This is a genomic window from Pseudomonas sp. LS2P72 (assembly GCF_054897865.1).
Window position 1 is genome coordinate 2,138,653 of record NZ_CM142708.1, and the last position, 16,865, is coordinate 2,155,517.

Annotated in this window: 4 protein-coding genes and 1 pseudogene; all 5 read left to right on the forward strand. The window is 56.5% G+C overall.

What is annotated here, in order from left to right:
- Nucleotides 1–7 precede the first annotated feature (7 nt).
- The 5 genes and pseudogenes from ACYZUA_RS09960 to ACYZUA_RS09980 all read left to right on the forward strand — a co-directional run bounded on the left by ACYZUA_RS09960 (nt 8) and on the right by ACYZUA_RS09980 (nt 16,733).
- Nucleotides 8–12,868 carry a hemagglutinin repeat-containing protein gene (locus tag ACYZUA_RS09960; RefSeq protein ID WP_461962956.1) on the forward strand — a complete coding sequence of 4,287 codons (12,861 nt, stop codon included), beginning with the start codon at nt 8–10 and terminating at the stop codon, nt 12,866–12,868.
- Complete coding sequence (locus ACYZUA_RS09965) at nt 12,865–13,338, forward strand: hypothetical protein (protein WP_256581352.1); 474 nt, start codon at nt 12,865–12,867, stop codon at nt 13,336–13,338. Before ACYZUA_RS09960 ends, ACYZUA_RS09965 begins: the two co-directional genes overlap by 4 nt.
- 399 nt (nt 13,339–13,737) lie before the next feature.
- Nucleotides 13,738–13,989: a DUF7660 family protein gene (locus ACYZUA_RS09970; protein WP_102616595.1), complete on the forward strand. Its 252-nt coding sequence runs from the start codon at nt 13,738–13,740 to the stop codon at nt 13,987–13,989.
- A gap of 245 nt (nt 13,990–14,234) precedes the next feature.
- Nucleotides 14,235–16,298 (forward strand): annotated as a pseudogene (locus ACYZUA_RS09975) (HNH/ENDO VII family nuclease); the annotation flags it as partial.
- Between the two features lie 15 nt (nt 16,299–16,313).
- Complete coding sequence (locus ACYZUA_RS09980) at nt 16,314–16,733, forward strand: SMI1/KNR4 family protein (RefSeq protein ID WP_461962957.1); 420 nt, start codon at nt 16,314–16,316, stop codon at nt 16,731–16,733.
- Nucleotides 16,734–16,865: the final 132 nt, after the last annotated feature.

The window sequence follows — 16,865 nt, forward strand, 5'->3', positions numbered from 1 at the left end:
CTTCAACATGGACGTCCGCCAATACGCTTTTCTCGCTCGTCAGCCTTCTGCTGCCGTGAAAACCCGCGAGCACTTTTGGGGCATGCCCAAGCGCGGATTGGCGTTCCTGTTGGCCAACGTGATGTTCTGGCAACCGATGTGGGCCCAGGCCGAAGGGATCGTTGTGGCCACGCCGGGCACCAGTCTCGGTCAGGCGGGCAACGGGGTGCCGATCGTCAATATCGCCACGCCGAATGGCACCGGGCTGTCGCATAACCAGTTCCACGATTACAACGTCGGCACCCAGGGTGTGATCCTCAACAACGTCGCCGCGCAGACCGGTGCGACACAACTGGGCGGCATCATCGTCGGCAACCCCAACCTCACCAACCGAGTGGCAGCGCAGACCATCCTCAACGAAGTGATCGGCGGCAGCCCGAGCCAGTTGCGCGGTTACACCGAAGTGGCGGGGCAGTCAGCGCGGGTCATCGTCGCCAACCCTTACGGCATCAGCTGCAACGGTTGCGGCTTCATTAACACGCCGCGCGTGACCCTGACCACCGGCAAACCGGTGCTGGACAACGGTCGCCTCGATCGCTTTCAGGTCGATCAGGGCAGCGTGTCCATCGACGGCACCGGGCTGAACGCCAACAACGTCGAAAGCTTCGAAATCATCACCCGCAGCGCGAAGATCAATGCCGAGATTCAGGCGAAGAACCTGACCATAGTCGCCGGCCGCAACGACGTTAACGCTGACAGCCTCAATGCCACCGCCCGCGCCGATGACGGCAGTGCCAAGCCGCAATTGGCCATCGACTCCTCGGCCTTGGGCGGGATGTACGCTGGGGCGATCAAACTGGTCGGCACCGAGTCGGGTGTCGGGGTGAAACTCGACGGCAAACTGATCGCCAGTGGTGGCGATATTCAGCTCGATGCCAACGGCCACTTGAGCCTGGTCGACACCTCGGCGACTAACGGCGCAGTCAATGTCAAAGCCGCCAGTCTTGATGCACGCGGTCCGCTCTACGCGGGCACGGCGCTAAACGTACAAACCCAAGGCAACCTGAGCAACCAGCAAACCCTCGCCGCCCGCGACAGCATTGTGCTGAGCGCCGGCGGTCAGTTGACCAACAGCGGCGTCATCGAGGCCGGGGTCAACGCCGACGGTAGCCGCAACGCCAACGGCGATGTAAGCCTCAGCGCGCAGAATCTCAACAACACCGGCAAAAGCCTGGTCGCCAGCCGCACTCTCACCATCAATACCGCGCAGACCTTGAGCAACCAGGGCGGCACGCTGAGCGGGCAAAGCACCCACATCACCGCTGCAACCCTGGACAATCAAAACAACGGGCGAGTGCTGAGCAACAGCACGTTGAGCCTCAATGCCAATCAGGTACTCAACTCGAAAGGCGTGATCAACAGCACTGGCAATCTCACTGGCAACGTCGGTCGATTGAGCAACAGCAGCGGTGAGCTGAGCAGCCTGGCTGATGTTGTCCTGAACGTAACCTCACTGGATAACGTCGCCGGCCTTGTGACAGCCGGTCGCCTGCTGGACATCACCGCCAGTGGTGGAGTTAACAACGTCAGCGGCACCCTGGGGGCGAAACAAGCTCTGACAGTCCGCACACAAAACCTCGACAACAGCCAACAAGGAAAGCTGAGCAGCGAAGGCCAGCTAACCACCCGAGTCAGCGGTCTCCTGAACAACCAGAGCAAAGGGCTGATCCAGGCCAACGGCGCTATGGATGTGCAGGCCACACGACTGGACAACCGCGAAGGCAAGATTTCCGGCATCAGCACACTGACAGTCAGCAGCAATAACACAGACAACCGCAATGGCGTGATTCGTGCCGATCAGGCGGTGAAGCTGCTGATCACTGACTTGGACAACCGTGACAAAGGCCGGCTCGAAAGCAAGGCTGCACTGAGCCTGGACGGTAATAAACTGGACAACCGCAACGGTGGCCTGCTGACCGCCACCGGTCCGCTGACCCTTAAAGCCAAAGAAGTCGCCAACGATGGCGGCCGAATCTCCGGCAAGGGTGATATCGAAGCCAATATCGATACCTTGAGCCAGCAGGCTGGCGAACTGGTTGCCGAGGGCAATCTGAAGTTGACCGGCAAGACGCTGGACAACCGTAAAGAAGGCCTGGTCGCATCGCTCAAATCGCTGACGGTCAACGTCGATCAGATCGACAACCGTGGCGGTTCACTGTCCAGCCAGGCCGACCTGCACATCAACGGTGCGAGCCTGAACAACAGCGACAGCGGCAAAGTGTTGTCCGACACGACCCTGGCGCTGAAGGTCGATCAGATCATCAACCAGACCGCCGGGCTGATTTTCAGCAAAGGCGCGAACACGCTCAGTGGCGTCGGCCTCGACAACTCGGGCGGCAAGATCGTCAGCCAGAACAACCTCGCGTTGACCTTCGATGACATCAAGAACAACCAGCAGGGGCTGATCAGCAGCGAAGGCAAACTGGTGCTCAGCGGCGGCAGTCTGGACAACCGTCTGGGCAAACTCTCGAGCCTCGAAGCCATGACGCTCAACTTAGCGGCAGCCCTGCAAAATCAGGGTGGTTTGATCGCTTCGCAAAAAGGTCTGACGCTGACTAGCGCCAGTCTCGATAACAGCGTTAAAGGCATCATCAGCGCCAAGGCGGCATCGACCGTCACTACGGGTGAATTCAACAACAGCAAGGGCGGCAGTCTGGCGACTGACGGCACTCTCGACCTGACCGCCAAACACCTGGATAACTCGGCCGGGCAAATTGGCAGTCAGCAACAGTTGAACGTCTCGGTCACGAGCCTGGATCAAGACGGCGGCGAGCTGTTCAGCAACAGCGACCTGACCCTCGACCTGAACAACGGCCTGCTGAACAACCAGCGTGGCAACCTCCATACACCGGGTCTGTTGCTGTTGAAAAACCTCAAGGAGGTGAACAACCGCGGCGGCGAAATCTCCGGTGCCAAGGCCTACAGCCTCACTGCGCAAAGCCTGAACAACGATGGCGGCAAGCTGCTGAGCAACGAGAAACTCACCCTCGTTATCGACCGTGCACTGAGCAACGTCAAAGGACTGATCGCCTCCGCCGGCCTCGACAATCGCAGTACCAGCCTGAACAACGCCAGTGGTGAAATCCGTGTCCGTGGTGAAGTCGATCTGACGGTCACCGACGCTTTCGATAACCAGGCCGGTGTGGTCATTGCCGATGACGGGCTGACCGTAAAAGCCGCCAGCCTCGATAACCGCCAGGAGGGTTTGGTAGGGGCCACAAAAGCGCTGAAACTGACCGTCGATGACATCGATAACCGTAACGGCGAACTGTCGAGCAAGGCTGATGTGACACTGATCGGCCAACAACTCGACAACAGCGACGCCGGTTACATCCTGGCCGGTGGCAACCTCGCGCTGACTGTAGACAAGGTCATCAACCGCAACAAAGGGCTGCTGTCCGGCGACGCCGGGTTGACGCTGACCGGACAGACGCTGGAAAACAGCGGTCGACTGACCACGCTGAACAACCTCACGGTGAACCTCACTTCGGATCTGGACAACAATCAGGGCAGCCTCGTCAGCGAGGGTAAATCGGCGATCAATGCCCAGAGCCTGAGCAACAACGGCGGCACGATTTCCAGCGCCAAGGTGCTCACAATCGATAGCAAAGGCGCGGTCAGCAACCAGGGCGGCAAACTGCTGACCGACACCACACTGACCCTCACCAGCACCAGCCTGGATAACCAGCAAAAAGGTGCGATCAGCAGCAAAAGTGGAATGAGCATTACCACCGGCGCACTCAATAACAGCCAGGCCAGTATTTACGCGGGTGATCGCCTGGAACTGAGCGCCGGCCAGGTCACCAACACCGGCGGCAGCATCGGCGCGGCGACCTCGCTGGTTGCCAGCGTCAGTGGCCTGGATCAGCAAGGCGGCAAGCTCTTCAGCAAGGGCGCCTTGAGCCTGGACGTGAACGGCGGAGCGCTGAACAACCAGGATGGCTTTATCAGCGCACCGGGCCAGTTGCTGCTGAAAAACTTTGCCAACGTGAACAACCGCAACGGCGAAATCTCCAGCGAAGAAGCCTTCTTACTGGCGGCCAAGCAACTGGACAACAGCGACGGTCAACTGCTCAGCAACCAGAAACTTACCCTGCAAATCGACAATGCGCTGACCTCGGTCAAAGGCAAAATCGCCGCCGCTACCTTGCAGGTTCGTGCCGCGAGTCTCGATACCAGCGCCGGCACAATGCTCAGCGATGGCGATCTGCAAGTGACCGTCGACGGTCTGCTGACCAACCAGAACAAAGGCCTGGTCAAAGCGGCCGGACAACTCACCCTCAACAGCAACGGTCTGGATAATCAGGGCGGTACGTTGCTGGGCGGCACTGGCTTGAGCATCGATCTGGGTGCAACACCTGCCGACCTGAATAACCAGAACGGCCTGATCAACACCAAGGGCGTGTTGAGCATTGCGCACCTGCGTGACCTGAATAACCAGAAAGGCGAAATCTCCAGCGTTCACAGCTTCAGCCTGACCGGCAAAACGCTGGATAACCGCGGTGGCAACCTGATCAGCAATGATCAGTTGACCCTCAACGCCACCCGCCTGAATAACCAGGGTGGCCTGGTTTCCGGCTGGAACAAACTCGCCGTTGCCGGCATTAGCCTCGACAACAGCCAGGAAGGCACGCTCTCCAGCCTGCTCGGCAATCTGAACATCGACCTCAGCGGTGCGCTGATCAACAACGCCAAGGGCGGCCTGGCGGGCTTAGGCGACGTGACCATCACTGCCGCCAGCCTCGACAACAGCAACGGCATCGTCACCAGTGGCGGCAAGCAGACGCTGACAATGACTCAAGGTGCAATCAACAACGCATCGGGTGGCCTGATCGAAAGCAGCGGCACACTGGATATCAGCGCGGCCTCCTTGAACAACGCGTCGGGGAAAGTCACCGCGAACAAAGCGCTGACCTTCACCGGTACGAGCCTGGACAACAGCAACGGCAGCCTGGTCGGTGAAGACAGCGTCACCCTCGATCTGCTCGGTACGCTGACCAACATCAAAGGTGCGCTGGGCAGTACGGGGCCGCTGGTGATCAAGCGTTCCAGCAGCATCGATAACCAGGGCGGCCAGCTACTCAGTCAAGGTTTATTGAGCCTGTTGACTGGAAACCTTAATAACAGCCAAGAGGGCACCGTGGCTGCCAATGGGCAGCTCGACCTCACCGCCACCGGCAGTGTTCGTAACGACGCCGGCGGCCTGATCTCCAGTCGCGATGCAGGCCTCAACGTCAAAGCCGCTTCCCTCAACAATGCCGGCGGCGCGCTGCAAAGCCAGGGCGCACTGACGCTGGACGTGAAGGGCGGCGCCATCGACAACCAGGGCGGCAAGGTCATCGCCCAGAACGGTGAGCTGAACATCACCGCCGCCAGCCTCGACAGCCGCGCCGGTGTGCTGTCGAGCCTCAAAGGTTTGCTGCAGACCCGCCTGACGGGTGTATTGCGCAACGGCCAGGGCGGCAAGATCGAAGGCAATCGCCTCGACCTTCAGGCCTTGGGCGGAATCTACAGCGACGGCGGACGCATCGCCGCCAATACCGGCAACATTCTGCTTAACGCTGGTAGCGCTGCTATCGATAACAGCAACGGCGGTATTTACGCCAAAGGCCAGGTCAAGGTTATTGGCGGCGCGCTGAACAACAACGCCGGCAAGATCAGCGGCGATGGTATCGACGTCGTTCTCGATAGCCACCTCACGAACCGCGGCGGCCTGATTGAAAGCGCCGGCACCCTCGCAGTGCGTGCCGCCAGCCTCGATAACCAGACGGGCAAACTGCGTGCGCTGGGTATCAGCGGGAAAACCAACTTCCAGATCGGCGGCCTGTTCGATAACCGCAATGGCCTGGTGGAAACGGCCAACACCGACCTTACCCTCGCGACGCCGAGCTTCTTGAACGCAGGCGGCACCGTGACTCATGTGGGCGTGGGTGAGTTCGACATCTCGACAGCCAACGTCATGAACGCTGGCGGTTCGTTGGTGACGCGTGGCGGGCTGACGTTGAATGCCGATAGCTGGACTAACAGCAGTGTGATCCAGGCGGGGCGGTTGCGAGTTAACGTCAATAACCTGGTACAAACCGCAGGCGGCCAGTTGCTGGGCTCCGACAGTTTCATCGGCAGCGGGGTCAATTGGTCCAACGAAGGCCTGCTGGCCAGTAACGGCACCTTCAGCCTCGACTTGAGCGGAGCATACGGCGGAAACGGGCGGGTCAGCAGCGTCGGGAATCTGGGGCTTACCGCCTCTCAGATCGACTTGACCTCGGCGGCCAGTATCACCGGCGCTTCGGCTTCTACGGTTACCAGTCGTGGCAGTCTGAACAACTTTGGTCGAATCACTTCGGCTGACAGTCTGACTGTCAATGCCGCCTCTCTGACCAACAACGGCACCCTCGGTGGTGCCGGCAATTTGCGCATCAGCAGCAACTCATTGCTCAACCAGAATGGACTGATTTTCAGTGGTGGCGACATGGCCCTGCGGGTGGGGACGCTCACCAACCGCTACGCGGACATCTATGGCCTGGGCAACATCAGCATCGCCCGGGATGACAGCAATGGCTGGAGTTCATCGATCAACAACATCTCGGCGACCATCGAAAGTGTCGGCGATATGACCCTGGCGGCGGATCACATCGAGAACCGCAAGGATGTGTTTCAGGTAACCGGTGGCGGGCTGGTTTCGGGTGCAATTGGGCTGCAGTGCTACTCATGTTCATCGTTTGATGGCTTTGAACCTCATTTTCCTGGATATCTGGTTTGGGTGGAAAACTACCAATCTCAGATCATTCAGGACTCGGCATCTGCCAGTTTGACAGCAGGTCGAAACTTTACTGGTAACGGTCGAGAGCTACTGAATAACGCCTCCACTATCAGTGCAGGAAACGACCTGTCGTTAAATCTGCAGAACTTCACTAACCAAGGGGCGGCGGTTGGCGATTACAGCATAAGACGCTCGCTTGGTGGGGCGAAGGATTCCTTGCATCAGTGGCGGCAGATCATGGATTACAACGCTGCCAATGACCCGTCTTATGATCCGGGTCCCTCCGGGTATAGGGATGGACGTTTGATCAGTCCAAACTTGCGTGTATGGAACAGCGAAGGTGTTGAGTCTCTCGAGCGCATAGGGGGGCGTTCCAGTGGTGGTGAGGCGATCCGTTACATTAGGTTCGGGTCAATATGGGTGGAATATGACGGGAGATACGAGTTTACACGTCCACATTACAGTGATGGAGTCAGGAGCGAAGCCCCTGACTTTGTCAAAAACGCCACCTTTTCTGAAAACACCATTACCTACAGCGGTCCGTCGTCTTATGCCAATGCTGTCGTCCAGGCCGGTGGCAAGGTTTACATCAACGCCACTCAGAACCTGACCAACAGCGTGGTTCGTGACGGTGTAGCCGCGGGTGCCGGTGCCTCTCGTCTGGGGTCTACGCAACTCGCCGGTCAAGTTACCCCGACCGTCATCAGCATCAATTCCCACCTGCCACCGGACCTGGCCCAACAACAGGTCAACCCGCTGACGTTGCCTGGCTTCACCCTGCCGACCGGCGATAACGGCCTGTTCCGCCTTAGCGGTAAAGGCGGCACCGAGCAAACGATCGTACCCGGACAGAGCTGGACTATTGGTTCCGTTACGGCCAATACCACGCAGCGTTCGGACGGCATGCCTGTCAGGCAAGCCACCGAATTCCAGTTCGACAAGAACGACCCGGTCTCGGTCAAAAATCGCGAGCTGGCCCTGGCCAGTCGCCCGTCGGTGAATCTCAACGACAAGACCGCTCTGATCAACGTCAATGCCGCCGCCGGTGACGGTCCGGTCGGTGTGTTGTTGCCCAATCGCGGGAACATTTCCTTCGACGTGCCGCGTGTGCAGGGGCTGCCCGACACCAGCGTGCGCTCCAACCCGCACAAGTATCTGATCGAAACCAACCCGGTACTGACCAACCTCAAGCAATTCATGAGTTCGGATTACCTGTTGGCGAACCTCGGTTACGACCCGGACACCAGCGCCAAACGACTGGGCGATGGTTTGTTCGAGCAACGCCTGGTCCAGCAATCGATAGTGGCCCGCACCGGCCAGCGCTTCCTCGACGGTCAGACCTCCGACGAAGCGATGTTCAAGTACCTGATGAACAACGCCATCGCCAGCAAGGACCAACTGAACTTGTCCATGGGTGTAACCCTCACCGCACAGCAAGTCGCGGCGCTGACCCACGACATCGTCTGGCTGGAAGAGCATGTGGTGAACGGTGAAAAAGTCTTGGTGCCGGTGCTTTACCTGGCCCAGGCGAACAATCGTCTGGCACCCAATGGCGCATTGATCCAGGGCGGCGACGTCAAGCTGATCGCCGGCCAGGACCTGAACAACGCCGGCACCCTGCGCGCCACCAACAACCTTTCGGCCGAGGCCGGCAACGACCTCACCAACACCGGCTTGATCGAGGCGGGTGATCGCCTGACGCTGAAGGCGGGCAACAACATCGTCAACAAATCGGGCGGGATCATCTCCGGTCGCGACGTCAGTCTGACGGCAACCAATGGCGATGTGATCAACCAGCGTGACGTGACCGGTGTTGATGTCCGTCGGGGTGGAAGTCTGCAGCATCGCGATTATCTCGATAACGCGGCGCGGATCGAGGCGGCCAATGATTTGACGATCGATGCCGGTCGGGACATCAACAACATCGGTGGCGTTTTACAGAGCGGGCGTGATCTTGAGCTTATCGCCGATCGTGACGTCAACATCACCTCGGTCCAGGATCGTAGCACCAACGCGCGTGGCAGTAATTTTCTGAACCAGACCATCACCCAGCATGCTGCTGAGGTGACGTCGGGTAGGGATCTGTCGATCAGTGCTGATCGTGACGTCGCCATCGTTGCCAGTCGCCTGGACGCCAAGCGTGATATCGGGGTCGATGCAGGCAACGACATCGTCATCGCCTCGGCAGCCAACGAGAGTGATTACGTCTCGCGCAGCAAGAGGCAAGCGAAGGAAACCCATAGCACCACTCAACAGGCCTCCGTACTGAACGCCGGTCGTGACATTGCCCTCAATGCGGGCAACGATCTGGGCATCATTGCCAGTCGGATCAAGGCCCAGGAAGACGTTAGCCTGGACGCGGTGCAGGACATCACCGTCGCCTCGGCAATAGACGAGAGTTCTTCCTACTACTACAAGAAGAAAAAAGGCTCGTTTGGTCGCGGCAGCACCACCCAAAAAGAGAGCTATGACAGCACTAACATCGCTTCGGTGATCGAGGCCGGCCAGGACCTGACCGTCAACACCAGCAAAACAGCCAGCGGTGGGATCACCCTCGATGGCGGTCGTGATGTCACGGTTATCGGCAGTCAGTTGAAAGCCGGCAATGATCTGATGGTCGGTGCGACTCGTGATGTGGCGGTGCTTTCGGGCATTGAGGAGCATGGTTCCTACAGCAAGAAAACCAAATCCGGCCTCTTCGGCATGTCCAAGAGTGGCAAGAGCGAGTTGAAAACCACCGCCAGTCAGGTGGCCAGTGAGCTGGAAGCGGGCAACGATGTGGTCGTCGCGGCGGGTAATGACTTCCGTCTACGTGCCAGCGAAACTTCGGCCGGCAATGATGTTGAACTGCGGGCGGGCCTGGTCAACAAGGACGGTGACATCAACCTGGTTTCGGCCAATGACACGGCTTATAGCCGCAGCGAGCAATACAAGAAAAAAACCGGTCTTTCCACTTCAGGTGGGTTCCTGTCCATTTCTTCGGCCAAGGAGTCCGGTCGTCAGGCGCAAAGCAGTACCAGCGTGGGCAGCCAAGTGGTGGCTGATCGTGATGCGACCTTGCAGGCCGAGCGTGACATCAACGTTTTGGGCAGCGGTATCAATTCCGGGCGTAACGTCAGTCTGAATGCCGGACGCGACGTGAATGTGGCCGCCGCGCAGAACGAGAATGCCGAGCAGGATTGGTCAAAATCCAAGCAGGCAGGTATCGGCGTTTCCAGTGACGCCAACGGCGTGAGCCTGTTCGTTGGCGCCGATAAGCTCAAGGAAAAAAATCGTCTCGAACAGCAGACCGCCGCCGCCAGCCAGATCAGTGCCGGGCAAGACCTGACGATCAAAGCCGTGCGCGATATCAACCAGATCGGTTCCGACCTGAAAGCCGACAACGACATCAACCTGAACGCTGGCCGTGATATCAGGATCGACGCCGCGCGGGAAACCCTGTTGACCGAGCAGCAGCGCGAAGCCGAGCGCAATGGTCTGGGTGTCACCCTCAACCACAACTACGGCAAGACGAAGGATGCTGCGAATGGGGTCGGAAAAGGCGAAAACGGCGTCAGCCAAGGCTCCAGTGTCCTGAAGGGGGTTGATGCCATTGGCCAGTTCCTGGCGGGGCCGACGGGCGACGTCAAGTTAGGTAACAGTAAGCAAAGCAACAGCCAGCAGGTTGTCGAACAGACCAACAGATCCTCGACCCTCAATGCCGGTCACGACCTCAACCTGAACGCCAACAATGACGTAGTGGTCAAGGGCAGCCGGCTGGATGCCGGGCGTGACATCAACGTCAAAGGTCGAGATGTGACCTTCGATGTCGCCAAGGGCGGTGTCAGTCAGGAAACCCAAAACACCGAGAGTTGGGGCGGCATTCACGGCGGAACCAGTGGCGGCATCAAGATTGGTGTCGGTGGCAGCTATGGCACTGCCAGTGGCGACAGCGCTCAAGGCGCGGCAACGGTCACGCAACTGGGCGCGGGCCGCGATATCAACCTCAAGGCCAGCAACGACCTGAACCTGATCGGTACCCAGGTCAGGGCAGAGCGTGATATCGATCTGAATGCCGGCAACGAACTGAACATTCGCTCGGCGCAGAACGACAGCAGCAGTGAAAACAACCGCCATAACGGCGGTGGTGAAGCCGGTCTTACCTTCGGCTCCGAGGGTGTGGGCGTTTATGTCAGCGTCAGCCTCGGCAAGGGCAATCTGGAGCGTGAGGGCGAACGTCAACAAGAGGCGTACCTCTACGCCGGTAACCGCTTGGGTTTCACCAGCGGCCAAGACACCAACATCGCAGGTGCCACCCTGCGCGGCGATGAAGTGGTCGGTCGTGTTGGCGGCGACCTCAATGTTTCCTCGGTAGCCGATACCGGCGAGGTCAAGGGCAAGGAGTTCGACATCAGCGCCACCGGCTCCTTCGTCGGTGTCAGTGGCTCGGTCGGCTACGGCCAGACCACCGGCAAGACCAACTGGGTCGAAGAACAAACCAGCATCACCGGCAAAAGCAAAGTCGATATCCGCACCGAAAACCACACCCAGATCGACGGTGCGGTGATTGCTGCCGACAACGGCAACCTGAAGCTGGACACCGGCACATTGGGCTTCAGTGATATCGCCGGGAAGGATAAAGAGCACGGTTACTACTTGAACGTCGGCGGCACCTACAACTCCGGCGGTAATGGCGGCACCGTGCAAGACGGCAGCCAGGTAGGGAAAGGCAAGGAAGGTCAGGCGGGCGGGAGCGTTGAAGGCTGGAACTACGAGAAGGATCGCGAGCAGATCGTGCGGGCAACCGTCGGCGCGGGCGAAATTGTTGTGCGCAAGGACGCCGAGACCGGCGCTGACTCCACCGCCGGGCTGAACCGTGATGTAAGCAAGGCGTATGAGATCACCAAGGATGACGAAGAACGCACCGATCTGTATGCCAGTGATTCATCCATTAACGCCGTACTCCACCCTGTTGTAACCGTGCAGGAATGGACCGAGGCGTTCCTCAACTATGACCAGACCGCACTGGCCAACTTCGACAAAGCGGCCTCGGCGCTGAACGTCGTGGTCAATCGCGTGGATAACATTCTGGGCCGTCCCATGGATGCCGGCGCGGAGGCTGCGGCAGGCAAGGACCTGGCGGAAAGCACTCTGGAAGCGCTTCTCCTGTCAGGCAAGAGCCGTAAAGACGCCTTGACGATGATGGGCGATCCCGCGTTCATCGACGGTGTTCTTGCCAATCTGGCCAGGCTAAATGGTATCGAACCTCAGGTCATCAAGGACATTGAGGAGATTGTTGCGTCGGATAAATACGTCCCTGGTCCAAACGTACTGAACTTGGATCCACTGGAAGTCACCCCGGCCGGTATTCGGCAGCTGCAAGGTGTTCTTTTTCAGTTGTCTGCGATCCAGGTTTACATCAAGGAGCATCCGGGGAGTGCAGAGGCCATCGGGTATGTCATGGCCGCCGCTCAAGGGCCAAAAGGTGTCGCTCAATTTATTGTCATGCAGGCGCTTGCAGGGACAGAGGCTGGTCAAACAATTTCAGCCAATATCGACAAGGCAATAGCTGAGACTGGCAAAAAAGTGGCTGAGGTTATTGAGGGGACGAAACTCAATCCCGACTTTGACAGCGATAGCTATGTGATTGGTGGTGGTGAGCTGATTACCAGTATCATGACGGGGGTGCTGCCAGGGAAGGTGCCGGGGAAAGGTGATTCACGTATCACGGTGGGGGATGCAAAAGGCGCAAAAAACCTCGGTTCTGTTCCTCGAAGCGCAAATAATCTTGCCGGAGGCCCTCTCGAAAACGCAACTCAGGTTAGTGGCCGCTTCAAGCTAGACGGTGGCCCAATTAATGGAACGGTGTATCGGGCTGATAATCAAGGAAATATCACCAGCTATGCCGTTTATGACTCAGCCGGGATGATCGTTAAGAGAGTTGACGTTACAGGTGCCGCTCACGCTGATGTGTCAACACCGCATGTAATAGAATATGGTAGAAATACGTTACCGGACGGGACAGTCAGAGTTCAGTCCCCTTCTACGAAATTGGCACCGAGGCCTATCACGCCGGATGAAATCCCATGAAGATTAATACAATCAAGCAGTTTAATGGTTTGAGCAGATATGACCAATGGGCGTCAGGGTGGGCTGAAAAAGATAATGTAGACATATTTTCTTATGTGAGCGCTGTCTGCAATCCTGAAGACAGTCTATTGTTTTGTAGGCTCTTGTTTCCTGATTTTTTTGTTAGGGACGGCGCTGTTTGTCTAAGCGCTAAATATGATTCTGAGATTTTTTCTTTATGGTTGAGTAAATATAATGGCGATGTGTGTGCAGTTGAAAAAATAATGAACCACACTCATCTGTACGATATTTTTGCAGGCTGCAGTGATGATGTCGATGATGTGGTTTTTGAACAGTTGGCTGAAGTTGTTGCTTTGTCGTGGCGTCTAGTCTTGAAAGATAAATTTCCGGAGAGTAAGTTTGTTGTTGATGTTTCTAACTCGGATCAAGATTACGGACCCACTGTGACTTTTTATCAAGTAGTTGGCTAGGTCCAAAAAGTATAGCGAAAAGGGGGGCGGATTTTTTTGTTTGGCTTGTCGATGATGAGGCTAGAGAATAAATCTGCCCCCTTTCTTCAAAAGACATCCGGTTCACGCAAGATAGTGTTTCGAACACTTTCAAAGATGGTCAGACTCTCCAGTCAACAATTGACGGGCTGAAGTCAGGAAAAATTTCTCCGGATGACTTGCCTCCTATTCGAGTATTTGAGAGGGACGGAGCGGTTTACAGCTTAGATAATCGGCGATTGCTTGCTGTGTCTGAGGCTGGCGTTCCAATCAAAGTTGTCCCAGCTACGCCAGCAGAGGTTGCTAGGGAAGGATGGAAAATGACTACGCCCAATAATGGTTCTATTATCTGTGTTCGAGGTGTTTGTAAGTGAGGGGCGTATGAGTTCTGAGCGAGTTAGGGAAATACAGACAAAAGAAGATCTTGCAGATTTTATTGGAGAGTTCAGGGAGGGATTGATACTTAATCCTGACGACTGGGAAAATCCAGACCTAGAGAGATTTTTAGCTGCAATGGAGGCCTGGATTAGGTCAATAGATATGTATGCAAAGAACTCTGGTGATAGTGATGTTGCTAGCCCTAGCTGGAGCACTTTTGCAAAGATATTGTGTGCGGCGAAAGTCTATGAGTAGTCGTTTTACGTAGAGTTCACTCAACACTGGCCCCGTGCCGGTGTTGCCTTATCCGCTTACTGAAAACCTCCCTTCTCTCGCCGCTCGCTTTGGTCGTGGCTGAAAGATCAAGGCATTAAGCATTTGTGCAACAAACTTCTGCTGGCTCTTTGATAGCTGGTCGATGGATTCCAGTTGCTATTGCCATTCGGAGCAGGGCCACGCTATGCGCAGTGTTTTCCTGTTGCTGACAAAACAGTTTTTCTGCCGACAACGAACTGAACATCCGCTCGGCGCAGAACGACAGCAGCAGTGAAAACAATCGCCACAACGGTGGCGGAGAAGCCGGTCTTGCCTTTGGCTCCGAGGGGGTGGGCGTTTATGTCAGCGTCAGCCTCGGCAAGGGCAATCTGGAGCGCGAGAGCGAACGTCAACAAGAGGCGTACCTCTACGCCGGTAACCGCCTGGGCTTCACCAGTGGCCAAGACACCAACATCGCAGGTGCCACCCTGCGCGGCGATGAAGTGGTCGGTCGTGTTGGCGGCGACCTCAATGTTTCCTCGGTAGCCGATACCGGCGAGGTCAAGGGCAAGGAGTTCGACATCAGCGCTACCGGCTCCTTCGTCGGTGTCAGTGGCTCGGTCGGCTACGGCCAGACCACCGGCAAGACCAACTGGGTCGAAGAACAAACCAGCATCATCGGCAAAAGCAAAGTCGATATCCGCACCGAAAACCACACCCAGATCGACGGTGCGGTGATTGCTGCCGACAACGGCAACCTGAAGCTGGACACCGGCACATTGGGCTTCAGCGATATCGTCGGGAAGGATAAAGAGCACGGTTACTACTTGAACGTCGGCGGCACCTACAACTCCGGCGGTAATGGCGGCACCGTGCAAGACGGCAGCCAGGTAGGGAAAGGCAAGGAAGGCCAGGCGGGCGGGAGCGTTGAAGGCTGGAACTACGAGAAGGATCGCGAGCAGATCGTGCGGGCCACAGTCGGCGCAGGCGAGATCGTGGTGCGCAAGGACGCCGAGACCGGCGCTGACTCCACGGCAGGGCTGAACCGTGATGTGAGCAAGGCGTATGAGATCACCAAGGATGAGGAGGAGCGCACCGATCTGTATGCCAGTGATTCTTCGATTAATGCAGTACTCCACCCTGTTGTAACCGTGCAGCAATGGACCGAAGCATTCCTCGACTATGACAAGACCGCACTGGCCAACTTCGACAGAGCGGCCTCGGCGCTGAACGTCGTGGTCAATCGCATGGATAACATTCTGGGCCGTCCCTTGGATACCCGCGCTCAAGATGCGGCAGGCAAGGAGCTGGCCGAAAGCACTCTGGAGGCGCTTCTCCTGTCAGGCAAGAGCCGTAAAGACGCCTTGGGGATGATGGGAGATCCCGCGTTCATCGATGGCGTTCTTGCCAATTTGGCCAGGATGAATGGGATTGAACCTCAGGTTGTCAAGGATATTGAGAAGACGCTTGAGTCGGATAATGACACTCGTAATCCAAACGCAGTGAACCTGGAAACGACGAATGTCGTCCCGCCTGAGCTTCGACCTCTTCAAAAGCTTAATCTTCAGTTGTCTGCGGTCCAGGCCTATATCGAAGACCATCCTGGGAGCCAAGAGGCAGTAGCGTATGTAATGGCCGCCGCTCAAGGGCCGAAAGGCGTCGCTCAATTTATTGTGATGCAAGCGCTTGCCGGGACGGAAATTGGCCAAACGATTTCGAAGAACATAGAAAAGCTGCAGTCCACCCTGAGCCAAATGGTGGCGGAGGCTATTGAAGAGAGGTCTCTTGATTCCAAGGAGGTAGACGATCGTTTTCTGATTGGTGGCGGTGAGTTGATTACCAGTATCATGACGGGCGCGATGCCAGGGAAGGTGGCGGGGAAAGGTGATTCACGTATCACGGTGGTGGGTGAAAAAGGGAAGGCTGGACTAGACAAGCAAGCAGATACTTTCTTCGGGCAGCAACGAACGTACTGGTCACAAGAACCAGTGCAGTTTAGCGGGAACAAGGTATATCAAAGGAATGACCTCATAGACCCCAGCAGGGTTGACGCAAGTACCGGCTTTACTAACAAACAGTTGATGGAAAATGGCTTGGCGCCGTATGGTACTGACGGGAAGAAGGTAAATCTTCACCACATGCTTCAGACGCAGGATGGTCCAATTGCTGAGGTCACCCAGAGTTTCCACCAGAAAAACAGCGGTGTGATTCATATTAACTCTGGTAGCGAAATTCCGTCTGGGATCAACCGGGCGCAATTTGAAAAATGGAAGAAGAATTATTGGAAGTCCAGATCTTTGGATTTTTGACTGAGAGGTGTTGCGATGTTTGTTGATATTCACTCAGCTATTGCCGAGCTTAAAAGCGTCAGGATGAGTTTGCCCGTGCGGCAGGAACTGCCAGACGAAAGTCTCCTAGACTCCTATGAAAGAGAGCTAGGATTGGCCATTTCTGGTGAGTATAGAGTTTTTCTTAAGGAGGCCAGTGATAGTGTTTTTAATGGGAAAGATGCACTAAGAGTTACTTCTGCACAGCGTCATCCTAGAGAGCTTTTACATGCCGCAAGAGAGGCTTGGATCGTCGGAGTTCCTAAAACATGGCTTCCATTTTGTGAGGATAATGGAAATTACTACTGTATATCGGACGAAGGAGATATCAGGTTTTGGTCGCACGATGGTACCTCTTCAGAAAGTTGGCCAACTCTGGGTGCTTGGATTAAGGCTGTCTGGGTTGATGAGCAATGAAGAGTAAGCACTTATATGTAGAACTTTCGTAAAGGGGGGCGGATTTATTTATTTGGCTTGTGTGATTGCCAGAAAATAAATCTGTCCACTTTTTTCTTTGCGGAGTGAATATTTTGGATTATCAATCTAGAG